The sequence below is a fragment of the Stygiolobus sp. CP859M genome (assembly GCF_037389975.1).
Lineage (GTDB): Archaea > Thermoproteota > Thermoprotei_A > Sulfolobales > Sulfolobaceae > Stygiolobus.
On the sequence record NZ_JBBHKS010000018.1, the window covers coordinates 20,713 to 44,443 of the forward strand.

Annotated in this window: 21 protein-coding genes, 3 tRNA genes and 2 pseudogenes; 19 read left to right on the forward strand and 7 right to left on the reverse strand. The window is 39.3% G+C overall.

The window, feature by feature from the left end:
- Positions 1-11: 11 nt before the first annotated feature.
- Together WIW72_RS08260 and WIW72_RS08265 are read right to left on the reverse strand one after the other, a co-directional pair.
- Positions 12-650 (reverse strand): hypothetical protein, encoded by a 639-nt coding sequence (locus tag WIW72_RS08260; protein WP_337699275.1) that lies wholly within the window; start codon positions 648-650, stop codon positions 12-14.
- Positions 651-747: 97 nt separating this feature from the next.
- On the reverse strand, positions 748-1,194 hold the full coding sequence (locus tag WIW72_RS08265; RefSeq protein WP_337721344.1) for a DUF973 family protein: 447 nt from the start codon (positions 1,192-1,194) through the stop codon (positions 748-750).
- Positions 1,195-1,487: 293 nt separating this feature from the next.
- Between WIW72_RS08265 and WIW72_RS08270 the strand changes: the two genes are divergently transcribed.
- The 8 genes and pseudogenes from WIW72_RS08270 (at position 1,488) to WIW72_RS08310 (ending at position 11,097) form a co-directional block, all read left to right on the forward strand.
- On the forward strand, positions 1,488-3,449 hold the full coding sequence (locus tag WIW72_RS08270; protein WP_337699279.1) for a DEAD/DEAH box helicase: 1,962 nt from the start codon (positions 1,488-1,490) through the stop codon (positions 3,447-3,449).
- A 793-nt stretch (positions 3,450-4,242) separates the two neighbouring features.
- Entirely contained in the window at positions 4,243-4,503 is a 261-nt protein-coding gene (locus tag WIW72_RS08275; protein WP_337699280.1) for a hypothetical protein, read from the forward strand.
- A 104-nt stretch (positions 4,504-4,607) separates the two neighbouring features.
- Positions 4,608-4,817, forward strand: a complete 210-nt coding sequence (locus tag WIW72_RS08280) for a type II toxin-antitoxin system VapC family toxin (RefSeq protein ID WP_337699431.1) — start codon at positions 4,608-4,610, stop codon at positions 4,815-4,817.
- 441 nt (positions 4,818-5,258) lie between these two features.
- Positions 5,259-5,702, forward strand: a complete 444-nt coding sequence (locus tag WIW72_RS08285; protein WP_337699281.1) for a conjugal transfer protein — start codon at positions 5,259-5,261, stop codon at positions 5,700-5,702.
- 12 nt (positions 5,703-5,714) lie between these two features.
- A complete protein-coding gene (locus WIW72_RS08290; protein WP_337699283.1) occupies positions 5,715-6,692 on the forward strand; it encodes a hypothetical protein in 978 nt (325 codons plus the stop codon).
- Positions 6,693-7,499: 807 nt separating this feature from the next.
- Positions 7,500-8,831, forward strand: coding sequence for an ATP-binding protein (locus tag WIW72_RS08295; RefSeq protein WP_337699285.1), 1,332 nt, complete (start codon positions 7,500-7,502; stop codon positions 8,829-8,831).
- Positions 8,832-9,501: 670 nt separating this feature from the next.
- A complete protein-coding gene (locus WIW72_RS08305; protein WP_337699289.1) occupies positions 9,502-10,233 on the forward strand; it encodes an integrase in 732 nt (243 codons plus the stop codon).
- A 623-nt stretch (positions 10,234-10,856) separates the two neighbouring features.
- Positions 10,857-11,097 (forward strand): annotated as a pseudogene (locus WIW72_RS08310) (hypothetical protein).
- Positions 11,098-11,353: 256 nt separating this feature from the next.
- Here the strand turns inward: WIW72_RS08310 and WIW72_RS08315 are convergent.
- Complete coding sequence (locus WIW72_RS08315) at positions 11,354-11,524, reverse strand: AbrB/MazE/SpoVT family DNA-binding domain-containing protein (RefSeq protein WP_337699291.1); 171 nt, start codon at positions 11,522-11,524, stop codon at positions 11,354-11,356.
- A 189-nt stretch (positions 11,525-11,713) separates the two neighbouring features.
- Here WIW72_RS08315 and WIW72_RS08320 point away from each other — a divergent pair, with 189 nt between their 5' ends.
- The 7 genes and pseudogenes from WIW72_RS08320 to WIW72_RS08350 all read left to right on the forward strand — a co-directional run.
- A complete protein-coding gene (locus tag WIW72_RS08320) occupies positions 11,714-11,926 on the forward strand; it encodes a hypothetical protein (protein WP_337699292.1) in 213 nt (70 codons plus the stop codon).
- A complete protein-coding gene (locus WIW72_RS08325; RefSeq protein ID WP_337699294.1) occupies positions 11,927-12,214 on the forward strand; it encodes a cysteinyl-tRNA synthetase in 288 nt (95 codons plus the stop codon). It abuts the gene before it with no gap.
- Between the two features lie 87 nt (positions 12,215-12,301).
- Positions 12,302-12,454: a CopG family transcriptional regulator gene (locus WIW72_RS08330; protein ID WP_337699295.1), complete on the forward strand. Its 153-nt coding sequence runs from the start codon at positions 12,302-12,304 to the stop codon at positions 12,452-12,454.
- 54 nt (positions 12,455-12,508) lie between these two features.
- Positions 12,509-13,024, forward strand: a complete 516-nt coding sequence (locus tag WIW72_RS08335; RefSeq protein WP_337699297.1) for a hypothetical protein — start codon at positions 12,509-12,511, stop codon at positions 13,022-13,024.
- Positions 13,021-15,024 (forward strand): TrmB family transcriptional regulator, encoded by a 2,004-nt coding sequence (locus WIW72_RS08340; protein WP_337699300.1) that lies wholly within the window; start codon positions 13,021-13,023, stop codon positions 15,022-15,024. The genes WIW72_RS08335 and WIW72_RS08340 overlap by 4 nt, the downstream gene beginning before the upstream one ends.
- Positions 15,008-15,718 carry a ParB N-terminal domain-containing protein gene (locus WIW72_RS08345; protein ID WP_337699301.1) on the forward strand — a complete coding sequence of 237 codons (711 nt, stop codon included), beginning with the start codon at positions 15,008-15,010 and terminating at the stop codon, positions 15,716-15,718. The genes WIW72_RS08340 and WIW72_RS08345 overlap by 17 nt, the downstream gene beginning before the upstream one ends.
- A gap of 132 nt (positions 15,719-15,850) precedes the next feature.
- Positions 15,851-16,045: pseudogene (locus WIW72_RS08350) on the forward strand (putative integrase); the annotation flags it as partial.
- Here WIW72_RS08350 and WIW72_RS08355 read toward each other — a convergent pair.
- Positions 16,029-16,101, reverse strand: a tRNA-Gln gene (locus tag WIW72_RS08355). The pseudogene WIW72_RS08350 and the gene WIW72_RS08355 overlap by 17 nt on opposite strands.
- 672 nt (positions 16,102-16,773) lie before the next feature.
- Between WIW72_RS08355 and WIW72_RS08360 the strand changes: the two genes are divergently transcribed.
- From WIW72_RS08360 to WIW72_RS08375, 4 genes are all read left to right on the forward strand, one after another.
- Positions 16,774-17,259: a DUF973 family protein gene (locus WIW72_RS08360; RefSeq protein WP_337699303.1), complete on the forward strand. Its 486-nt coding sequence runs from the start codon at positions 16,774-16,776 to the stop codon at positions 17,257-17,259.
- Positions 17,260-17,356: 97 nt separating this feature from the next.
- Positions 17,357-17,429 (forward strand) — tRNA-Gln (locus tag WIW72_RS08365).
- Positions 17,430-17,916: 487 nt separating this feature from the next.
- Positions 17,917-19,233, forward strand: a complete 1,317-nt coding sequence (locus tag WIW72_RS08370) for a hypothetical protein (RefSeq protein ID WP_337699305.1) — start codon at positions 17,917-17,919, stop codon at positions 19,231-19,233.
- 569 nt (positions 19,234-19,802) lie between these two features.
- Positions 19,803-20,159: a hypothetical protein gene (locus tag WIW72_RS08375; RefSeq protein WP_337699307.1), complete on the forward strand. Its 357-nt coding sequence runs from the start codon at positions 19,803-19,805 to the stop codon at positions 20,157-20,159.
- Between the two features lie 102 nt (positions 20,160-20,261).
- On the opposite strand, the gene WIW72_RS08380 is transcribed toward WIW72_RS08375, so the two are convergent.
- The 3 genes from WIW72_RS08380 to alaS all read right to left on the reverse strand — a co-directional run bounded on the left by WIW72_RS08380 (position 20,262) and on the right by alaS (position 23,693).
- Positions 20,262-20,351, reverse strand: a tRNA-Arg gene (locus tag WIW72_RS08380).
- Positions 20,352-20,374: 23 nt separating this feature from the next.
- The gene (locus WIW72_RS08385) at positions 20,375-21,007 is read right to left on the reverse strand and encodes a DUF434 domain-containing protein (protein WP_337721345.1); all 633 of its coding nucleotides are present in this window, start codon (positions 21,005-21,007) and stop codon (positions 20,375-20,377) included.
- A complete protein-coding gene (gene alaS / locus WIW72_RS08390) occupies positions 20,973-23,693 on the reverse strand; it encodes an alanine--tRNA ligase (RefSeq protein WP_337699310.1) in 2,721 nt (906 codons plus the stop codon). The genes WIW72_RS08385 and alaS overlap by 35 nt, the downstream gene beginning before the upstream one ends.
- Positions 23,694-23,731 lie beyond the last annotated feature (38 nt).

A 23,731-nucleotide genomic window follows, 5' to 3' on the forward strand; every position in this document is an offset into this window, starting at 1 on the left:
GCTCTGTAGTTTTACTTTCTAAATAAAAGTATGATTACTATAAGGAATGCTGCTGTGAAAATTATATACTTCATTATTTTCAAAGCTTCGGTCTCAGCCAAGGCTAAGAAGTTTAAGTTACTCACAGTCACAACATTGGCCTCCGTATACGTGGAGAGAAAAGATGGCAACCCCGCTGACGAGTTACCAATATTCGTTAACCAGAGCACTGCTGTAGCATTACCTACTATAGCTCCGTTAGCAGCAATTTGAATCGTCTGAAACTCTTTTATTATACCGTTCGGTTCCACCCATATAGTGTAGAGTATCTTAACGTCATCTATCTCATTAAGCTGGTAGTATTCATATAAACCGTTTACAGTCCCATTATAAACTAAACCATCCCTTACTTCCGGTTTTCCTAAGTCACTAGGATTAACAAACATAAATACGGTTGGGTGTGACACGTAGTCTAGACTATAAGCAGGTGGTAAATAACTGGTTGAATTTTTGTTATAAACTATGGTTTCGACCTCCATTGTACCGTTCTCAAATACTAACGTTATGTTTTGGAAATAGAACTCGTAAAGGATATAATGAGAACCGTTAGGAAAATAACCTATTACAGTTTCGTTATATAGTAGGAAGCTACTTGAGGAGAAATGATGCAATGGAGATGATTCGGAATGTAAGCTTAAGGGAAAGAATAAGAGAATTAAGAGGAGAAAAAAGAAAAATTGTTTTAAAATAAACTCACACCTCGGTATTTCATTGCTGTGAACCAATATAGGTTACTGCTGCTTGTACTGTAGTACCGTCGCCGAGACCAATACTTATCTGGTAAGTACTACCTGGCTGTGGAGTGAAATTATTTGCACTGAAGGTTATTACAAGTGTGTTAGGACCAACGGACAATGTTTGAGTCGATAAGCCTACCACGGTTGAATCGACTCCTACTATTGATGCAGAGTCTATTGTTACAGTGCCAGTAGAGTGTAAAGTAATAGTAGCTACGTATTCATTATTGCCGGATTGATATAGTACTCCTGATCCTACTTGTTGTACTATGGGTGTACCGCCTAGTGCACCGAATAAACCGAAAGCAAATCCTACAACTACTAAAGCTATTATAACACTGGCAATTACTAAGATTAACGCTGTTACAGCACCACTTAAACCCTTCTTACTTCTCTTAGCCTTTAGCTTTAGAGACATCATTTTGGTTCAAAAACTAATTGGGTAAATATCTATATAAAGTTTTTGTTAATTTTTTAAGTCGTATCATCTATTCATCTTAGATAATAATTTAATAACTTTAACATGAAAGTTCAGAATTCAACCAAATTAACATGCTTAATTTAGGGGATTTCATAAATTTATATAATAAAATTTATAATGGAACACTAACACGTTAAGGATCATTGAACATTATTGCCGGAATGCTACGTTTCTCCCGACCCCCGTAAGACGACATATACCTTATTAATTTCTACTATCATTATAATGTCGTGGAGAAGTCACTCTTTGACATCTTTGTAGAGAATTACACTTACGGTAAAAATTATCTGATTACAGCCCCTACCGGCACGGGAAAAACACATATAGCTAAGCACTTGTTGACCAACACTCAAGAGATAGTAGTCTATATGTCACCGTTAAAAGCTCTCTCACGCGAAGTCTACAGAGCAGTGAAAGAGAAAAGGAAGTCTAAGTACGTAGACTCAGACGTATACGAAGACGACTTATCTAAAGTGGACGCGGAAGTACTCCTCACCACTTACGAAAAGTTCGACTCTACGGTTAGGCATAACTACCGCTGGTTAAGGAGAGTTAGTACAGTGATAATAGACGAGGTACATAACGTAGAAAGTGATAGGGGATTAGCTATAGAAAATGTAGTCCTATGGGCAAAAACGAACAATGTACCAATTGTTGCGTTGAGTGCAACAGTCCCAAATGTAGAAAAGTACAGAGAGTGGTTATCTGCAGTGCTAGTAAAATACGAAAAGCGGAGTGTACCTTTGCACGAGTGTATAGTATACCCTTACGTCATGAGGTGCTATGATGACAACAGGGTCTTCTCTATAGCTAGGAGGGGGCTAAAGAACGTCAAGTTAGACCTCCTCCTTGGCGTGTTGGACTGGGTACTCTCCATAGGCAAGAACGCGTTGGTCTTTGTAAAGAGTAGAGCTTCGGCAGAACACTTAGCTGACACGCTAGTTAAGTTTAACATACCTGCACAGCCCTACCACTCCGGGCTGCCTTACGAGACGAGGGAGAAGGTAATTAACGATTTCACGGGAAACAAGGTCAAGGTATTGGTCTCCACTACAGCCTTAGGTCAGGGTGTTAACTTACCCGTATACACTACCATATTCTACGACTTGTCCCTGCCTGAAAGTGATGAGAGAGGTGAGTTCAAGGGCTGGAGGGACTTAGATCCCTCAGAGTTCAAACAGATCGCGGGAAGGGCTGGTAGGAGAGGGTTCGACAACGAAGGTTATGCGATAGTGATAGCGGAAACCGCTAGGGAGATGGAAAGGATAAGGCAAAAGTACTTTACACGAGGTGACGGAAGTACTGAAAACGGGAATACACTCTCTACCCCTTACACTCTTGAAAACCTCACATTAGGTGTAGTAGCGTGGGCTGAAGGGTTTGTTAGAGAGGAGATAGATAAAGTGATCAAAGGTAGTTTGAGGTTCCGCTACAGCAATGTAGACCCGGCGTTATCTACACTAGAAAAGGAGAATTTAGTCAGGGAAGAAGCAGGTAGTATTTACCTGACGGAGCTAGGTAGAGCTGTTGCTCTGAGTTACATAGATGTGTCTAGTCTTAAGGGCTTTCCAGTGAACGTAGACGACTTTGACGCGTTATCCGTAGTTTCGTCTTCTCCCGAAGTCTTACAAGCTTTGAGGGGGTGCACTGAAGGTAAAGAACTTCTCAGGAGATGGACCAACGGTGAGGACATCTTAGACGTGTGTAAGAAGCTGACAGCTAAGGACATTGAGGAAGTATTGTCTAATTCCAGATGGATAGCATTTGCACTTTACAGGGTGTTAAAAGCGTTAAAGCACAAGAAGAGTCAAGAGGCGTGGAACTTCTACGTCAGTTTGAAATACGGTGTTCCACTTAGTGGTGTTGAACTGGCTGCAAGGAAGTTGCATAGGGGTGTGGTCATGAAACTCCTTTTCATGGGAGTGCAAAAGCCCGAGGAGTTATGCGTGGTGTCAAAGTTACGTGAAATTGAGAAAGTATTGGTCTCAATGGGTGTAGGGGAATTAGAGTTCTGTAACCCTTACTTAGTGAGGTTAGCGGACTTCGTGAAAGAAAATTATGGAAAGGAGGTAGAGGACGTCACTGCTGCCATAAGGACTTTAATTAACATAGGTGTAATAAAGAGGGAGGAGGGCAAACTCAAGTGGAAGGAATATAAAGTGATGAGCTCGGGAAATATAAATGATCGGTGATTAGGGTCTTGAGTGCTGAGGCTTTAGTTACAATATTATGTCCGAGACTTTGTACCTAGGGTATAAATAGTGAATTAAATAGTATGTAATTAGCACACTCATATAAAGTAATTGTGAGTTTGAGATCGTTGGGCTCTTACCCTAGAAAAGATAAAGTTAGCGAATGAAAAGAAGGTTGAAAAGAGCGAGTATTTTGATGGAACAGTAAAGTTATCTTATAAATTTCCAGTAATCTTCAACTCGACCAATCAAGAAAGTAATTAAGAGTTAATCAGAAAAGGCAACGTCAGAAAGATTAAGGAAAATAACCCATGTTAGAATAATCAAGCTAGAAATGTAAAATTTTCTATTGTTACCTCATTCATTTATTAACATAAATCAAGTTCCTGAGCTCCTAAGATAGTTACAGACATTAATAAAGAGAAAATATAACTAAGAGGAAACACGGAATAATATAATAGGTAAGTTTTATTTAAGACTTTATACTCCACGCTTGTCTCAGCATTAGATCCTCTAGGCTTTATGATGAAAAAGTCTTTTTATAATGTGGAAGATAGGTGAAATTTATAATATTTATAATAGACCTAAAGTTTTGGCTTCTTAGTCTAAAATTGTAAATGCCTAAACTAATTTACTGCTTCTCATTTCTTATGTCGAACAAGACCTAAACTAAATTATTGTTCCTTTCATAATACTTTTTAAGGCTGATTAAACTTTTAGTAACTCCCATCCAGTCGACCCTGTTGACTCTTTTGAATGACATTTTATATACTCGTATATATGAGTATATCTTATGCAAGTGATAACTGTAAAGGTGCCAGATGAGTTATATGAGAAGATGAAGGCACATAAGGAGATAAATTGGAGCGAGGTCATTAGACAAGCTATCGAAAAGAAAATTAACGAGCTCGAGAACGTGAAAAGTGGGGAGGATTTAATTCGGGAGTTGGAAAGGCTTGGGATAAGGATTGAAGAAGTATCGATAGAACCACCGCAAGGTGAACGTAAATTTCAGGAGGAATTAAGGAGAAAATCTATGACACGAACGTACTAATAGACCTATTTAAGACCTCAAAGATAAAGGAGTTCGATTACATAATAACGTCAATATTTAACGTAATTGAATTTCCTCCAATACTGAAATACGCGAGTAAACTCATAATTATATACCCTACAAAGGATGATTATACTTTAGCATTAAAAATGATGGTAAAACTTAGGGAGTTAGGAAAACCAGTGGGAATTATAGATCTAATGATAGCATCTATCGCCGTCCAGAGAAATATGATAGTAGTTTCTAATGATAAAGACATCGAGGTAATTAAAGAAATAGAACCCAGACTTGAGGTCACAACTTTTCATAACTGAGAGTACTTCCCCCGATAACGTAAGCGCGTTTAATAACTTAAGACTCCACGCACCAGTTACCGGGGTTGACGAGTTGAGTAATTGGTTATTGAATAACGATAATCTGTGAATACTTAAAATGGTAGCCCGCCGACTTGTGCAAACTTTTTGCTTACTCTGATGACAGTAAAACGGGTGAAGACGGTAGCAGAAGGAGTGTTAGGAGTAAAGACAGCCTCCACTTCATTAAGCGTAAAAAAGAGAGTGAGTTTATAAGGGGCTAGATTAGCGGTTTTCTTTTTATCGTTATCTTTCACGGATTAGATATTATCCTACCAGAAATATTTTTGTAGTATGATTTTGGGTCTACCGTATAACGCGATCTTTAATTAGAACTACGCAATGTAGAAGCTGAAGCGACTACTAGAAAGATTAATTAGAAATTATATGATAAAAATAGATGTGAACAGCAAGTACTTTTACGTAATGGGCATATTAAAGATCGCTAAGGACTTAGGAGTTTCAGTTAGTGCAACAAAGTTGCAGAAGTTAGTATTTCTTATCGAGAAAGAATTAAATTTTAATTTAGGTTACGAGTTTATTCCCTATTATTTCGGACCTTTTTCTAAAGAATTGCAAGACGATGTGTACAGGCTTAAACATTTAGGTTATGTAGAGGTTAAAGAAGAAGCTGTGGAAGATTTTGTTTCTGGTGCAATTATAGGATTTAAGAAGGTCTACAAAATTTCGGATGAAGTTACCTTTGACTTTAGTTCTTTAGATAAAAACTTTGTCGAATTTGTTGTTACTCATCTTAAAATTCCACTTGATGATTTGCTTAAATACGTTTATGTAAAGTATCCAGAGTATACTGTAAATTCAGTAATAAAAGACAGGATTTTTTAAGGCGAAATTTTCGTGTCCAAGTCTCCTCAATTTTTTCTGGAATACGTAGAAGATGGAATAGTAGATTGGGATTATGCATTAGATGCTAGAGAAAATATAAGGAATAAATATGAGAAATTACTTAAGGAAGGTTCAATTACTAAGGAAGAATTCGAAAAATACGAAAATAGAAAGATAAATCATTTGCAACAAGCCGTTGAGAAGTTATCAAAGGGATTACTTTTGATATATGCAGGGATTATATTATTGCCCTTTATGATTGTTGCAGAAATGAGCAATTTTGGAATAAAGCATCCAAGGGAAATGCAAGAGATTATTAATAAAGCGAGAAATCACATAAAAAAGAGCGTGAGCCTTAAGGAGATTGAGAAATTAGGACACGAGCCGATAAAGGAATCTAATCTTAAAGAGCTACTTGAGTTGACTCAACGAAACTATAGAAGATATCTAGGAAATGAAGGAATAGCAAAGTGCTTAAAATCAGTTGAGAATTTCATTACAAGTACCATTAAGAACAGGAAATGGGAAACTCTTTGGGGAATTGTTAAAAAATGTGAAAAATTATTTAATTTAAGTCAGTTAATGAAAGAGAATTTACAATTATTTGTAAAATGTATTAATAATGATAAAGAATCGTGTAGAAAACTTAATTTAAGCGATGCTGTTCTGGATCAATTGGCGAAAAATCCTTATATTATTAATTTCTCATTTGTCATGACAGAAATGTCGATAAAGGAATTTATTGATATGATTCTATTAGCCTCTTATTTAGAGCCTTTATCGACTATTACAAGATATAGTATATCATCCAATCCTGCATATATTACAAGAAAGGAATTATTAGAAGACGTTAGGGAACATCAAGACGATATAATTTCTTTTCTAGAAATAAAGGTACAAATTATTAAGAATCTTGTGAAAAATGACGAATTTGTGGAAAATATGAGTAAATTATACGAAGTATTTGGAAAAATACTGCAAAATCCCTAGATTATCGGAAATAGCTGATTTCCTTCCGTCAGCGGGAAGTTCCCACCATCAACTCAGCAGCCAGAGAGCCCTCCAAGAGGGGACTATAATCCAGATCTAGTCCCTTGAAAGAAGGGAAAGCGATTGCCCCTCCCATAGTCCGGTAGACCCAAAATCGTACTACAAATATAAATTCAATACTAAACCTCATATTTTTCTTCATAAGGAACATATTTTATTATACTTATAATAGAGAGCATTAAGAATAATGTATTAAATAATTGATACAAATAAAGCAAATTTTATCATAAATATCTTTATCATTTCCTAATTTACAATAATATTCCTCACTCTATCTTTGTGGAAATATAAAAAATCTAATATGGTACTTGGAAATTTATAAAAATTATCATATAATTATCTAACTAATTACATTAAATCTTTACTAACCACTAATAACAAATAAAAATTATTTTTACTAATTAGATTTTGGGTCTACCGTGAAAGGGCGAGACTTTCTGCTACCTTCTAAAAGAGTTACAGACTCTAAATTTGACCAGCAAAAGTATGGGTGATGTAAGGGCAAACAGTAGGTAAACCATTGGCCAGTTCACTATCCATTCAGCTGAGAAACTTCTATCCAAGCAAAATCTCTAAAGAATTTCCCTTGCAGGTTCTTCATTATCTCAAAAGCCTTTCGAATTAACTCACTTGTGTTGCAGTACTGATAGGATCACCCTAACTTAAGCACGCCTACCTATTTTTAAACTCTTGTGGAGTCTAAGTAAACAGTCTTTTTAAACTCTTGTGGAGTCTAAATCCACAGAAATGATAGATGAGTACAACCCTTGGTGGATTTCTAAGGAGAGAATAAACGAGGTTGAGATTTATAGAAAATATAAAGAGTCAGAAGTCAAGTGGGTTCCGGACGTTATTGAAAAGGTGAGCTTGTCCCCTTACTCCCTAAACTTCATTTTCGGCCCCAGACAAGTAGGGAAGTCCACTGTGTTAATATTACTTATAAAGAGACTATTAGAGGAGGAGAAAATAAATCCTAAGTCAATTTTCTATTTCACTTGTGATAAATTAGCTGATTATAAGGAGTTGGATGAGGTTTTAGAGGAATATATAAAGTTTAAAAGGGCTAACAATATTTCATCATCGTTCATTTTTTTAGATGAGATAACTTATCCTAAGGAATGGTATAGGGCTTTAAAGAGTAGGATAGATAAGGGAGATTTTAGAAACGACGTCCTAGTTGTTACTGGCTCTTTATCGATGTCAGCGAAGAGGGAAATTGAAACTTTCCCCGGGAGGAGAGGGAAAGGCAAGAATTTACTAATGCTTCCTCTACCTTTTTCTAAATACACGCGGTTATTTAACGTTGATATACAAAAGGGTGATTTAAACTTCGTCCTTTCAAACTATATGCGAAATATTCAGTTTCTACATGAACTTAATGACCTACTTGAAAAATACTTGATCACGGGTGGGTTTCCTAACGCTATAAGGGACTACGTAAAATACGGAAAAGTAAGCGAGGGAACAACAAGTGATTTTATATCTACTGTAGTTAGTGAGGTAAATAAGTTAATGAGAAGTGAAACTTTCTTCAAACTCGCGATTAAAGGCGTAATAGAAAGGACTTCTAGTGATTTCAGTTATCACACTCTCTCAAAGTCATTCGGAGTCGGTACAGTAAAGACTGCGATTAGTTACGTAGAACTTCTACAGAAACTATACTTGCTTAAAGTTTTGAATCAAGTAGACCTACAAGGTAATGTGTTAACTAGGAAAGAGAAGAAATTCTATTTCGTAGACCCCTTCCTATACAGAGCTTTCGCCCTTTGGACGTTAACTAATTTGCCCGAAGAGAGTAAATTAGTTGAAAGTGTAGTAATTTCCCATCTATCTAGGATTTATGACACTTTTTACACCAAGGCGAAAGGAGAGATAGACGCTGTAATAAAAAAAGAAGGAGAAATGTTGGGATTTGAAGTGAAGTTTGGTAACGTTAAGTCCGAAAAGAAGATTTTGGGGAGGATGAAAAAGGTGTATATTTTGAGTAAGGACAAAGTAGAAGATAATGTAATGCCCGTTTCAATATTCTTAGGAATGCTCGATGTTCCTCAAGCTATTGAATTAAAAGTATTGGTTTGAATGGGGGATGCTACACAAAAATGGATAGAAGTATGTCAACACGCCTTTATCGCGAAAACTCCGAAGTAAAGGAATGGGGAAACCAGTACATCTCGTCGTCCACTCCTCCAGAGTGTGTTTGTACCTTCCAAGACGGAAAATATCGGCGACGACTTCGCATAAACTTTTCGCACTCCTTGGCATGTTAGAGCCATGAAAAACAACACTTGCTGGAAAGCTAGCTCCACTTCGTGTTACTTCTAATTTGCTAATATGACTAAGCCCTTCCGGTATTCCACCAATATAAATACGCAGTCCCACCTCCTTTTTCATGTGCAAACTAGTAGACCGTGCCTAACCAGAATTGTTTACATTCTTCTAGCCTAAGATAAACCGGAAAAAGGTTAGGCTGACGAGTTTAGGGTAATTTTCAACATAAGCCTTTGTAACCCTCCATGTATTTTGTTTACTTCGCAGAGAAAGATGATGGACATAAGCAAAGACACCATTACATAGTAACATTAGAGAAAGTAATCGAATTTTATATTAGCATTGGGGGTGGGGGGTATCCCCCACAAAGGTAGCCGGGCCCGGATTCGAACCGGGGTCCCAGGGGCCAAAGCCCTATTTAGGGGGGACACCCCCTAAGACCCCCAATGCTAATTATGAAGAATTGAAAGGAGTTAGAATAATGAAGGAAGGGAAAACGCGTTCTAAAGCAAATGAAAATTTGCCGTCCGAAGTTGAACTATTTGCATTTTATAACGATTGTATAAAGAAAGTTTCACGCGAAACTTGTAAGCAATATGTAAATTATTTGCGTAAGCAATTAGACGCTAATAACAAAGCGTCTATCTTAGCGTGGAAGAAGTACTATAAGTGGAAGGGCGATATAGAGAAGTGGAAAGCGATAAAGACGAAAAAATCGGGCGTGGATTTAAAGGTACCGTCAGTAGACCAGGTTAAGGAATGGCTTACAAAAGTGAAGGGGACTAAAGTAGAACTATTATTCAGACTTTTACTGGAAAGCGGGATAAGGTTTACTGAGGCTATAAAGGTCCTAAATGAGTATAACCCACAAAACGATATCTGTGAAAATAATATATGCATATATACATTAAATTGGCAAAGGGGCTCAAAACGCGTGTTCTATGTTTTCCATGTTTCGCCGTTACAAAGACAGAACATTACTTACAATTACGCAAAGAAGATAATGCGTGAACTAGATATTGCACCTAAGTACATCAGAAAATTCGTGGCCACAAAAATGCTAGAGTTAAATATACCGGGCGAAATTGTAGACTTTATTGAAGGTAGGACACCCGGGAATATCCTAACAAAGCATTATTTGGACTTATACGCTTTAGCGAAAAAAGAGTATAAGAAGTATGCGGAATGGTTGACCAAATTCGTTAATTTATGATATTTACACTTTTTTTGCTTTTTCCGGGTCTCGGCTCTTCCGCCTCACAAAAAATATCTTTCTTTTTCTTTTTTATTATATATATACGTTAGATTCCAACCGTTCACAACTAAAACTCGCACGTCGCGGGGTCAAAAATTCCCCTCAACCATATGTTTGGTCACTATAAACGCAAAAAATTGTAAAATAGACTGAAAAAAGATAATGTAGATGAACAAAACTGAACGGGTACCCGTTCAACTTTTTGCAAAAATGAAATAAAATCAGATGAGAGAGAAAAGTTGAGTCCCGCAGGACTCAATTTAGTGCAACCGAAAGTAAACAAACCCCCAAACATATGTTTGCACGTGCATTGAGTAGGGGGTCATCGCGTTGAGTCGAAAATACGTGCATCGAGTCGAATTCCCCTCAACCATATGTTTGCACGTTCGTCGAGTCGGAAAATCGCGTCGCGACGTGTCGTTAGAATGGGGATATGGAGACGACGATGATCCCTTCGGAAAGCCTTCCATATGGGGATATGGAAACGACGACCTCAAAGACGAAGGTGAAACTTAGCCCGATTTCTCATTCCACATGGGGATATGGAAAACTTAAATACTCAGCCCCCGCATGATATTATGATGGTCTGCGAGTTTCTTTCCACGGAATATAAGAAAGCCCCTGGAGATCGCCGACATAGGAGAGTTAATGGCTATCGGGTACACAAAAAAGAGTGCGTACAACGTTCGAGAGTTAGGTGTTATAAGTGATGAACGATGCGAAAAACTAGTAACAATCTTAGGAGTTAAAGCCCGCCCCGTGCTAATAGAAGCACTTCGAGAGTTTGCGTCTAAAATTGGTTGTCAAGTCAACTGCCCGTGATACAAAAATAACGTAACGTTCCTTTATCACTGACATTCTACCCGCCCTGGAAGGACGAGATTCCCCCAGGGCGGAAGAAGACGTAGTAGGCGGAGCAAGAGATCTGATTAAATCTAAGTATGTACGAAATAAAAAATTTTATCTGACTTCCGTTTGTCCCTACCCTATCATTTCAATCGTGATCGAGTGTAGGGACTTAGCCCTCAGTTTCCACATGGGGATATGGAAACGACGATGCCCCCGCAAATCGGGTAAATCACTTCTTCACCCGTCTATAACAAAGCGTCAATTCGCCGTCTTTTTGCTCTACATTAAGAATAAAGTCATCATCTGGTTTTATGCCTAACGAGTCCACCACGTCCTTAGGAATTAACAAATAAAATGTGTTATGTCCAGGTCTACCGCCTTTATAGACTCTTGGTTTCATAATGTATAATGGACGTATGCATTTTATAAACTTATCGTACGAAAAGCTTATAAATTCATACGCCAAATAGAAAATTGGCGTACGCATAATGAATACTCAAATCCAATTCGGGGATAAATGGGTTCAAGTCAAAGATAGTATTTTTTATCTAACTCCTCACGCCCACGCGAACAAGATGGTGAGGGAACTATGAAGAGCCTGCTAAAAACGGATTGGGATTTAGTCGAAAAGGTAATCGAAGAGATGTTAAACGACCACATGAGGACATGGGGTTGGTACGACTACTTCGTTATCGACGACTCCACGATAATCGTGAAGGTCTTCGACGAAGACGACATGGTAAGATTCGTAATAAGGTCGAAGTTTAACAACGGAAAACTAGAGGTCGTTGAGGTGAGCTAAATGATAGTACCGGTCCACGTACATTACCGTGACCTGGAAGAGTTATGTTATTATAACGATTGGGAAAAGAGCGTTATATGTGATGACTACGACTACGACCACGAGTACGCGGTAGACGAAGTCGAATTCGACCACGCGGACCTGGAAGACATAGTCGATGAGTACTTCGACGACATTATCGACATCATACTTAGCGACAGACAACTTACGAACGCGTTGCTCAAAAGGATGAGAAGTCGTAAAATTGACGTATCATTAATAATTAACGTGAAGGGTGAGAAAAAATGAATAAGTTCCATGAAACTTCAATAAAATTGTTATGTTTGTCTTTTAAGCATTTCTGTCAGAAGAAGTATAATAGGGGTGATAGCAAAAATGTCTACTAAAATGATCGCATACGTCAGGCTAAAAAAAGAAGATAAAATGATACTAAGGAAGTTAGCAACGTACTACGACGTTTCTGAGTCAGATGCAGTAAAAATAGCGATTAAGCATTTGACAAAAGAGTTAGGACTCCTCTCGTCATAAGTCAATCCGTTTTTTTACGTTTTCGTCATCAATCGGAAAAAAGAGGTGATATGAATGGGTCAATTTAAAAATAGATCGAATAGGGGTAAAAAGCATAACGGCCGCTCAAACGGCGGTCGGAAAAAGGTAAAGTACGTATGGGTATCCTCAAAAAAGGCGATATACCTGGTGACGGGCGAACCGAGAGAGTCTAAGTATAGTCTCGGCGTACCTATCATTCCGTTGCACGGGTATTATAAATCGGGCAAAAAATTGTACACCGCTAAGGAGTTGAGCGATTATTATGTAATACTGAATTTGCCGAAAGATGTCGACGTTGATGAATGGAAGGGTAAGAGGGTCGTTATCCAGGGGTACGACCAGGACGCGTTGTATATCCGCGTGAACGAGACGGATAAAAACGAAAGTAAAGTCAAAGGTAAAAAGAAACGCAAATACGAAGACGAAAGTGAAGACAGAGACGAAGACGAAAGTGAAGATGAAGACGAAAGAGACGAAGGCAAAGACAACGAAAGTGAAGATGAAGACGAAAGAGACGAAGACGACGACGAAGAGGGTGAGGAGGAGTGAGCCCGCTATTCCCCAAAGATCATTGGCGTAAATTCGGGCGTAAAGAAAATTCAAAAAATTCCGCCAAAGATGAGAAAAAACAACGCGTTGAAAAAGTCTCAGCGAAAAGCGAAAAAGTGAAATCGTCAACTCAAAACAAAAGAGAACCCGGCAAATCCGGCAAAACCGGCAAAAATGTGTCGGAAATGCCGGAAATGCCGGAATCCCCCCGGGTTTTAGTTGACGATTCCAATAAATCTAAATCGCGTGAAACTGAGAAAAATAGAATTTCAGCTGAGGAGTTCATAACGAGAGATACGGTTGAGAGTGAGGACGGGCGTCGCAAAGTCAAGATAGACGTCTACCGTATCGGTGAAGAAGAGAAAATAGAGGACGATAAGGTCGTACGGCGGGCTAAGCTAAAATTCGTGATATGGTACAGCGGTGTAGTTAAAGAATGCGTCGATGACTGCACTGAGGCGATAAGTGAGGTCGCTAAGGCGACTGACTATAAAGTACCGAAAAAGGCGATAAGCAAAAAGATCGCCGAACTAAGAGAAGAGTACGGCGAAGAGGAAAAGGTACCGCTTATCGACTACGTCAGGCAAAAGTACCCCGACCGTTTGGCTGAGATAGAGAGAGACCCCATAGCGTGGATAATGTCACGTACTAATGAAATCGTCGGGCATGAACGGCTCAAATTGTTGACGTTTCTCTCGTTAGTGTCGACAAGAATGGAACGCGTTATGGGGATGTCTCGAATACACATAATGTTAGTCGGCGGTAGTGGTGTCGGTAAATCGTCGACCGTGAAGAGCGTACTAAAGTACGCCGAAGATATCGTTATACCGTCGACCAGGGTCACACAAAACGCGTTGGGCTATCTTAATGTCCACTCATTCGACGGGAAAGCACTCTTCATAGAGCAAATCGATAAACAGAACATGAATTGCCTACGCGAACTGATGACTGAAGAGAAGATTTGCACGGTCGTTACTGAAAAAGAGACCGGTGAAGACGGTAAGGAGCGTCATGTCGCCCGCCAAAGGTGCATAGAGGGTCAACCCGCCGTAATAACTACGTCAGTCGTTGATACTATCGACGTCGATAAAGAGCAAATTTTCAACCGTATGTTGAAAGTTTACGTCAAGACGGACTCGTCGACAGAGGACATGGTATGGCAAAGTATCATTGACAGGTCGAAAGTCGAAATTAGCCCGGTCGACGCTATGGTGTTTAAAGCGTGGTTATTGACAAGACCGTCGCACGCTAAGATACCTGAAGACGTAACAGATGCAGTAATCGATTTCATGAAGAAACTAAAGGAGTACACGAGAGAGCCGTTAAACCGCACTGTAGAAATCGCACGCAACCTGATAATCGTTACGGCGATAATGAGGGGAAGGACTGAGGCGACGTTAGAGGACTGGCAATTTGTACTCGAAAACTTCCAGTTAGACTTATTGTACAACGGTCTCGGGCTAACGGAAAGAGATGTAGAAATTATAGAGAAGTTACCGGATGAGGGCGGTCTTAAGTCGTCTGAAGTCGCTGACGCGTTGAAAGTGTCGAAACAATACACGATAAACTTGTTAAAGAACCTGGAGAGGAAAGGCGTGGTAGAGGGCGAAAAAACGGACGGTAAAACGTTCATGTGGTACCTAACGGCGTTAGGACGCAGGATTAAGGCGTTAGTCAATAATCTCGACAAAGATGTAGTTGAGGTCCGTGATGAGAAAGGCGAACTTGTCGGCGTCGCTGATAGCAAATTTCGCCCTGACGATGACTCCGGAGTCGATAGAGGAGATGCAGTGCGTCGGGTTGACGGAGACGCAATGCAAAGAGGCGACGGCGAAAATAATCACGTTGCTGAGGCGTATAAATTCCTGAAGGAATATGGCTCAATATCGACCGCTGAGCTAACGGAAATATTCGGTGACGACATAATCGAAAAGCTGAAGGCGAAAGACCTGGTTACTTTCAACATTATCGATGGTGTAGAATATGTTAACGCTAAATGAACCCGACGGCAAACACTATGACCCAAATGACCCTGAACAACGCGAATGCTTACGCAAAGCTAAATGTTATATCGATAGGACGGTCGACCCGCCTGTAATTCGTTATATTGCTGACGATGAACTCATAATCATTGGCTGGGTATGGCTAACGGCGAACGGCGAACTAAAAGCGAACAGTGTCAGAGTCGTTAAGGGAGACGGATATTTCATATATAATAATAAGAAATTCCCGCCGGGCGTTTATTATCTGATTCGTAAAAACGGGCATGAGATGTTATTAAGCGAGAAAACGTTAAACATGTTATTCAAAGACGACGTTTATGTAATAGTCCCAATTGAGATAATTCAAGAACACCCTGAAATTAAACAATTTAAAGAAGAGTTGTTTAAAGATGTTAATGATAAGAAATCGGAAGAATTACTAGAAGATTCGATACGCAAATATGGTATCATACGCCCGCTTATTGTTGACAGGAAATACAGACTAATAGACGGTTACTTTAGGTACAACGTCGCGAAAAAACTGGGCATCAAAAAAGTTATAATACTTAGGAGAAGTTATGATGTCGACGAGGATTTTGACAAAGCGTTAGAAGATATTGTAAAACATGATGTGATACAGGCGTATGAATTCCATAAATTTTTGAAAAAGTTTTGTAAGAAGATTAAGCACCCGATTTGCAACAAAAAGTAGTTCTATATGGGGATATGGAATGAGTATTCAATTTTTTGCGTTAATGAGGAACTTTTGCCGTCTCCTTCCAACTCCACGCTAATCGTTCTATTAGAATAAGTATTTAAACCCGCGTTATTTAACATTCTTAGAATGTCTAATTTCTACGTAAATTCTAAATTCTATGTAAAAGAGATTAAAGGAAAGTATTATGTTTACTCCATAGAGAAGGATGAAGGCGGTAAGCAAAGGTATCGTTACATCGGACCTTCAGACAAGATAATCGAGACATACGTTAGCATTGGGGGTGTGGGGGTACCCCCCACTAAGGTAGCCGGGCCCGGATTCGAACCGGGGTCCCAGGGGCCAAAGCCCTGGATCCTTGGCCGCTAGACTACCCGGCTAAGATCAAAATTACACACTTACTTTAAAAACCTTATTCCTAAAATCTACCACATTAGTATTATAATGAGACGATAAAATAATCCCACTTTTGTAGTCAATTATGAACTTTTTATTTTCTGATGTTCACCCATTGATTGTAGAATAATTCTAAATTATCTTCTATGACTAAATATGGTGAATGTAAATAATAATAGAAGTTTTAACGCTGACAAGACCTTAAAAACTAGGTAAAAATTAGTAAATTCGAAAATGGTCTATATGTAAAACGAAAGTTTTTTACTTTTTTGAATTTTTCATATAACTTTTATTCTAATATTAAATTATGAGTTATTGGGGCGATGATTGGCTTTCTAAAGTCATCATGAAATAAAAGTTCCTGAATTTTTGAGATTGTTTGGAGTACTACGTGAATTCGAACAGAGACGAGTTAGTAGCTATTTATACATTTAGTTGTGAAACTGCTTTAGAAACTTTAATGACAAATTGAACGACAAGCCTCTACCTTCTAGGGGTACGGTAAAGTTTCTAAATTAAATTCTGAATGTTTTAAAGTTACGTCTCTTCTTTCCTACTACTTCTTACATTCTGTGCAATTAACATTAATAATTCTAGTTTAATTCATGATTCTCATTAAGTTAATTTTATATAGACATTAAGTTACTCATTTTTCAATGAAAATGATAATTATAAGTGAGCGATTTAAAGATTCTAATACTAAGAGAAGTAAGAAGGGTTTAAGTGGTGCTGTAACAGCGTTAATCTTAGTAATTGCCAGTGTTATAATAGCTTTAGTAGTTGTAGGATTTGCTTTCGGTTTATTAGGTGAACTAGGCGGTATACCCACAGTAACACAAGTAGGAACAGGGACATTGAGTTCAGTTACTAATAACGGTCAAACCTATTACGTAGCTACTATTACTTTACGCTCTACCGGTAAGGTACAAATAGTGTCTGCATCAATAGTAGGAACCGATGAAACGGCAAGTAGCATTTCCCCTATTTCGTTATCTGCTGGACTTACCACAGTTACATTGACTTTTCCGGCAGAATCCGATTTTATTCCTCAAAATGGCACCGTTTATCAGGTAAGGCTTAGCCTAAGTGACAGTACTACTGTACAAGTAGCCGTTAAATACACTGGTTACACAGTTTTCTAAATTTAATAATGTAACTTACTCAGGAAGGGTTTTTATGTTAATTACACTGAGCACTAGATGGAAAGGTTTTTTAGATTATTTTTTAAAATTAAATCTTAGCCGGGTAGTCTAGCGGCCAAGGATCCAGGGCTCTGGCCCCTGGGACCCCGGTTCGAATCCGGGCCCGGCTACCTTTATGGGGGGGGGGAAACCCCACACCCCCAATACTAACGTATTTCTCAATTATCCTTTCTAAAGGAGCAATGTAATAATGCCTTTGCTCATCATCCCCTCTCTATAATCTAGAATTGTCATCATGAATAGCGTGTGAGGTGTTAATGGTCCAATTATGATTGAATTTAATCGTCATTATCTGGAGAGAGAGTGAGGTGATAGTGTCGTCATTAGGGTATAAATCTATTAAACGTTGATTCTACACGTAAAGAATTAACAATAAATTCGAATATTATATAAAGTCTAAAAAGTATAGAAATATAAATAAACAAGTGACGACACTATCTCCACACTCTGGAGAGAGATAATAGAAGATAAGGTACTTATCATGACTATTTATTCACATATTAATCACTAACGTCAAAGTTATTCATATTTAACAAGTTGGAGTAAATTATAGTCAAATCAAAAGCTCTATATAACATTATCACAAGAAATTAATTCATGAGTCAGGGAGAAGGAGGAGTAGACCAATTTTCTAAGTTTGGACTAGGTGAAGGTATAGCTGGGGCACTAGCTGGTATACTCGGTTCTATTGGAATCTCTACTATAGACTCTGGTACGTGCCAATACTTTAAAGGTCAAGAAATTCTGTTCAACTCATATAAAAACAAAGAGTTGTATAAGTATTTACCCGCTATCGTATTCCCTAGGAGGGTTACAAAAACTTATGTTCAAAACTACCCAGAACTTACTAGTCCCACTAATTTCGATTTATCTAAGGTAAAGAGAATGCAATCAATTCTGGTCAGGCACGGTTTAGTTGTCTCTACGCAAAGAGATGGTAGGACTGTATATGTTTACATTGGTGGGATACCAGGAGGGTTTATTTATACTAACAAATTAGAAGTAGCACAAGGAGGGGCTAGCTTTTCAGTAAAGGCATATAAATCATTCTTTAAAGATATCAATATTAACCCGCGATTCGGCATATTACCGTTAGTGGTGGATGGTCAATATTATACCAATCCATCTATTAGTCAAGGTGGTGCTGGTTTTGGAGCAGATATAGTAGGGATATTCAACTTTATGACATCAACTCTGTATGGAATTTTTGATTCTACACCTTTTACACCAGCCTTTATACAGACAAAAGATTTTACGTACGAGATCAATTACGACCTTTTAACTCAATTAAAGAGTTCTACTTCAGCACAGAAGTTTGCTGATACCCCAGCGATTCACCTTCAAATTCTAAACAACTTAATTGCACCTTCTATGCCAGACTCAACTTACTTCAACCCTCGTCTATCATATTACTCCAATCTTGCTACTGAACCCTTTAATAAGGCTATTGAGGGTGCACCAATTTATATAACTTTCGGTGACCGTGGTGAATGCATGGGTTTGCAGTTAAGGGGTTTTGTTAGCTATCTAAATCCACTAGCTGATGATTTTACAATAACTGTCCCGATGGTGAATAAGGAGGTTATAGTAAGCCCTGGTTTGGCGATTGGTGGAGTTATACAGCCACCTCAAAGTTGGAATTATGATGATTTAGTTAATTGGGCCATAGCTAACGGTATGGGATTTTCTAGGAATATCTTTGATAAATGGGTAGACTTAACTCTATTCGAATCCGATATTATAGGACAGTTGATAGCTAGAGGGTTTGAGGACCTACCAGATCTCGTCCAAGAGTATTTTGACCCCTCGTTTGAGACTGTCGAGAAAGGTGTTGATTACGTGGTAAACGGGATTATAAACGCTTATAATGCTGGTGGGGTAAATGCTGTAATTAACTTTCTGAAGTCGTTATGAAACTTTCCGCGGAAGAACTGTAACGCTTCTACGTGTAATTTTTTACCCCGGAGTACCGACATTACTTTATACGGATTTCAGTCCTTCACTTTATGCCTTTTTACTCTCTTTATTTCCTCAAGAGGAAACATTATTTTTCCTTAATATTCCCTCTGTTGAATTCATTTATAGGATTAATTCTCTTCATACTTGGCCTTCTCTTCATTATGGTAGGCAGTTCATTTTAGATCATTCACAAAATTTCCGCGATTTTGCCTTTCTAATCCTATCTGGCTCTTTAACGTTGCAAGTAGCTGAGGGAGTTCTCAAGTATGGCTTAACCACAGCTGATCAGGAAGGGCGATAAATTTCTCTGAGTTGTAGCAAACTGATACCATACGCGACGTGATTATACGATCTCTTTGAAAACCTCGATTTCTTGTATTGAAGACGTTGATAGTTACAGTGTGTGGGGATTCTGGTGAAGAGAGTTTCCGGGCTTGGCTACCTTAGTGGGGGAACCCCCACTCACTTTATATGTTCGAACAATGCTGGAAATGCTTTTAATTTACAACTCTGAAATATATTTTATGTTTGACCAACTCTTACAAATTATTCATTATATCGACCAAGATAGAATAATTGATGCTGCTTCTAAGTTACTTGAAATTGTTAAAGATAAAGACGACGAAGAGCTAATGAAAATAGCTGCCGAATTAGAAAAGGAGATAAAAGAGCTAAGAGAAGAGAAGAGTATATTAGAGGTTGTAAGTCTGACTTACGCGACTGAGTTTAAACACTTACTCGAGGAAATGGAGAACGTGAGAAAGAGGAAGATCAAGTTGCTTTCAATGGAGTTAATAAACAGACTAGGAGGAAACAACTATCTTGTTAAGGAGTTATTGACTCAGAGAAGAGTTGAGGTAAAGCCTCACACATTTATTTGATTATGTATTAATTTCTGAGCGTAATAGTTCACATATCATCTTAATACAAGAATTACGGAAGCGATCATAACTTTACCGGAAAAATTTAACGAGGAGTTATAGCGGACCCGGTGGGATTCGAACCCACGACCACCGGCTGTCTTCCGGCCCCGCTAGGAGGCCGGCGCTCTATCCTGGCTGAGCTACGGGTCCAATCTTATAATCACTTATTCCACTTAAAGGTTTTTCGGATTAGGAGGAAAAGGAACCACATTGATCCCGCTATAACTCACTAACTCGTTCAACAAGTCGTAAACCTTCCCCGCCCTCATGATCACTACGAAGTCGTTCGATACTATCACCTTACCGCTCGCAATCACTTCTATGTCAGCTTTCTTCACTGTAACTGCAGCGACTCCTCGGGCTCTCAATTTCCCAGCTAGTTCGCCACTCTTACTTATCTGAGCGTCCAAGACTAACTGGAATTTCACCCCTTTGGACGATAAGAATTCCGAAACAAAGAGTAGGGAATCAAAAACTTCTTCCTTCTCTTTCCTCTTCCCCAGACCGAGATCCCTAATAAAGCCGTCGTCACATATGAAGACTTCGTCGTCGTGGATCACGGAAAGTAACGTGAGTCCTACGTTATACCCGTCCACGATTACTTCTTCCGCGTTTTGTACTCTCTTCTCTTTAACAGCCTTTATTTCCTCGTCACTATGAGTACAGCGGTAAAGGAGTAGCCTTTCTTTCGACGTGAGGTTGTACCTTGATGATACTAAGTCCAATGCGGGTTTCCTGTTATACCCCCTATTTATAAGGTATTTGTAGTCCTCATAAGCCCTCAGCAATTGCCGACTTAACAGCATTTATTACATTCTCCTCTGAGACGTTAATAGTCACGTTACCATAAGTTCCTTTACCTCCTCCCCTACCTCCTAAACTCCTCAACTTTTCTATTATTTTGTCCACCTTGAGGTCTTTACTGACTCCTATTTCCACAACTCTATTTGCTTCCCTTACGGTCATTGACAGTACTACCGTTTTAGGTGATGAGGTCAACTTTCTCATAGCCTCTTTGACAAGCTCGTCGTCATAGATATCCTTAATTACGTAGAGAGTGACGTCACTTACGACATCTTTTCTGGCTATTCTCTCTATCTCGTTTAGTACCATCCTTCTGTAGCCGGAAAGTAACTGTTCTTTCTTCTCCTCTTCCTCTAACAATCTCTTGACCCTAGCCTCTAATTGGGAGGGGGACGTGTTAAGGCTCTTTGACATTTCTTTGATCTTCTCCTCCTGCGCCCTTGCGTATTGAGATACTACGTCCCCAGCTACATACTCAAGCCTTATTACACCGTCTTGTAGTTTCTCTACGTTAATGATCTTTAAAGCACCGATCTCGCTGGTGTTGCTTAAGTGGGTACCCCCACACCCTTCAATGTCCCAGTCTTTTATCTCGATTAGCCTCACCTCAGCCCCCTCAGGGACACCTCCGGCGTATATTGATACTCCGTACTTCATCTCAGCCTCTATTCTATTGATATTGAATGGCCTTACCGGTCTGCGGTCGTTGATCACGTAATTAGCGAGGTCTTCGATTTTCTTTATCTCCTCTTCTGTAGGCATTTTATAATGAGTAATGTCGAGCCTCGCTTTCTGCGGGGTTTTTTCCGCACCTGCCTGCCACACATGTTCGCCCAGGACTTTTCTGGCTGCGGATAAGATCACGTGTGTGCCGGTGTGATGTTTCATTATCCTATATCTCCTCTGCCAGTCTATCTCACCGTAAACAGTAGTGCCTTCCGGTATATTCGCCTCTTTATCCAGTATGTGGATTACGTAATCCTTGACTTTCTGTGTGTCAACTACTTTGTATTCAGTGTCGCCTACCCTAATTATCCCAGTGTCGCCTACTTGCCCTCCCCCCTCTGGATAAAAGGTGGTCTGGTCTAGGACTAGGTAGTTTTTGTAAGAGAGAAGTACTTTACCTTGAAAAGACCTCTGGTACTGATCTTTGTAATAGAGTTTGTTAGTAGATGGTGGTGCTCTCTCCTCTATGATCTTTATGAGGTCTTGTGGTAGTTTCTCTTTCTTTCCTCCTTTTATAGGCGCTGACTGGTGTCTTTTAGCGACTAACGCGTAAAAATTATGGGGAACTTCTACCTTTACGTTGGGATTAATCTTACGGGCTTCTTCTGCCACAATGTCTGGGGGGATACCGTTAGAGTCGTATAGTTTTACTAAATCCTCAGCCGTTATCTCCTTGCTTTTCTTTACCAAAGAGGAGATTGCTGAAGTCGCTTTGCTCATTGTCTCTTCAAACCTCTCCTGCTCGAGCTGAACCACGTCGAGTATATAGTCCTTGTTTTTCAACATCTGCGGGAAGTCTTCCCTCCAGTAATCTATTTGCTCTTTGATCAACTCGTAGAGTTTTACATCACTCCCCAGAATTTTGAGGACTCTTAGTGCACGCCTTATTAAAAGCCTACCTAAATAACCCTCACCTGAATTAGATGGGACTAGACCGTCGGCTAACATCATAGCTATGGTCTTGGTGTGGTCTAGTACTTGGAACACCCTAGCAGCTCTAGTCAGCTCCTCGTTAACAAAGTCGAATTTGAGCCCCATTTTTTTTGCTACTTCTTCTCTATGCCTTACTATTGTTTCGGGCTTATCCGGGTCGATCCTACCGGCTAAAATTGCGGCAGTCTTTAACAATTCGTCGTCTACTTTGTTGGACCCGATCTTATCGAAGAACTTGTAAACGAGGTTGCCGTAAATCGCGTGAAACGCTGTGGGAGTCTTCTGAGTAAACCACGCCATTCTCTCTACTCCGTAGCCTGTATCCACGATTTTTAGCTTCAAAGGTACGTATTGGTCTCCCTTGATTTCATATTGCATGAATACTAGTGTTGCCAGTTCAAGCCCCCCTACGGTCACCTCAAAAGATGGGCCCGCATTACCTCCACCTTCCCACCACGACTCCTTGAAGTTGAGCTGTTCTTCCGGTATCCCCAGTTCTTCTGTGAAGAACTCCTTTGCGAGAGATACAGTCTCTTCTTTCCAATATACTTGTTTGTCAGGGTAGTTAAAGGCGTGGTGGGCTGCCATTTCGAAAGTCGTCAAGTGCCTGCCGAAGGTGATACCTACGTTGTCTACATCTTCAAGCCTTATACAAGGTTGGGAGATAACTAAGGGATTTGCGGGAGGTGGAACCACACCACTCGTGACGAAAGGCTGGAAATCTACAATGCTCGCTATAGTTAGGTATAGGTCCTCCCTCCACCTAGCTAACACTGGTTTGGGCGGAATTATGGTATGTCCTTTCCTCTCAAAGAACTTTAGGAACTTATTTCTCGCTTCTCTTACGGTGAGGGGAGGGGACTTTATGTCCAGGTCAAAGAAGTAGTAGTCCGTACAAGGTACGTCACTACAAACTTCACGGGATTTGTCTTTAGCCCAGAAAGGGGTTGAACAAGACTTACATAATTTTCTTTCATAATTGTTTGATAAAAAGAAATTAAGTCTGTACTCGCTTTCACTTGCTTTCATAGATTAAAATGCGTGGAGCGGTGTTAAAAAGAGTTTTC

Excerpts from the sequence above, each read along its gene's own strand:
- WIW72_RS08375 (WP_337699307.1), top strand. The coding sequence starts at position 19,803 with ATGTTTGACCAACTCTTACAAATTATTCATTATATCGACCAAGATAGA.
- alaS (WP_337699310.1), bottom strand. The coding sequence starts at position 23,693 with ATGAAAGCAAGTGAAAGCGAGTACAGACTTAATTTCTTTTTATCAAAC.
- WIW72_RS08295 (WP_337699285.1), top strand. The coding sequence starts at position 7,500 with ATGATAGATGAGTACAACCCTTGGTGGATTTCTAAGGAGAGAATAAAC.
- WIW72_RS08275 (WP_337699280.1), top strand. The coding sequence starts at position 4,243 with ATGCAAGTGATAACTGTAAAGGTGCCAGATGAGTTATATGAGAAGATG.
- WIW72_RS08325 (WP_337699294.1), top strand. The coding sequence starts at position 11,927 with ATGATAGTACCGGTCCACGTACATTACCGTGACCTGGAAGAGTTATGT.
- WIW72_RS08335 (WP_337699297.1), top strand. The coding sequence starts at position 12,509 with ATGGGTCAATTTAAAAATAGATCGAATAGGGGTAAAAAGCATAACGGC.
- WIW72_RS08305 (WP_337699289.1), top strand. The coding sequence starts at position 9,502 with ATGAAGGAAGGGAAAACGCGTTCTAAAGCAAATGAAAATTTGCCGTCC.
- WIW72_RS08315 (WP_337699291.1), bottom strand. The coding sequence starts at position 11,524 with ATGAAACCAAGAGTCTATAAAGGCGGTAGACCTGGACATAACACATTT.
- WIW72_RS08370 (WP_337699305.1), top strand. The coding sequence starts at position 17,917 with ATGAGTCAGGGAGAAGGAGGAGTAGACCAATTTTCTAAGTTTGGACTA.
- WIW72_RS08330 (WP_337699295.1), top strand. The coding sequence starts at position 12,302 with ATGTCTACTAAAATGATCGCATACGTCAGGCTAAAAAAAGAAGATAAA.
- WIW72_RS08360 (WP_337699303.1), top strand. The coding sequence starts at position 16,774 with ATGAAAATGATAATTATAAGTGAGCGATTTAAAGATTCTAATACTAAG.
- WIW72_RS08345 (WP_337699301.1), top strand. The coding sequence starts at position 15,008 with ATGTTAACGCTAAATGAACCCGACGGCAAACACTATGACCCAAATGAC.
- WIW72_RS08320 (WP_337699292.1), top strand. The coding sequence starts at position 11,714 with ATGAAGAGCCTGCTAAAAACGGATTGGGATTTAGTCGAAAAGGTAATC.
- WIW72_RS08385 (WP_337721345.1), bottom strand. The coding sequence starts at position 21,007 with ATGCTGTTAAGTCGGCAATTGCTGAGGGCTTATGAGGACTACAAATAC.
- WIW72_RS08265 (WP_337721344.1), bottom strand. The coding sequence starts at position 1,194 with ATGTCTCTAAAGCTAAAGGCTAAGAGAAGTAAGAAGGGTTTAAGTGGT.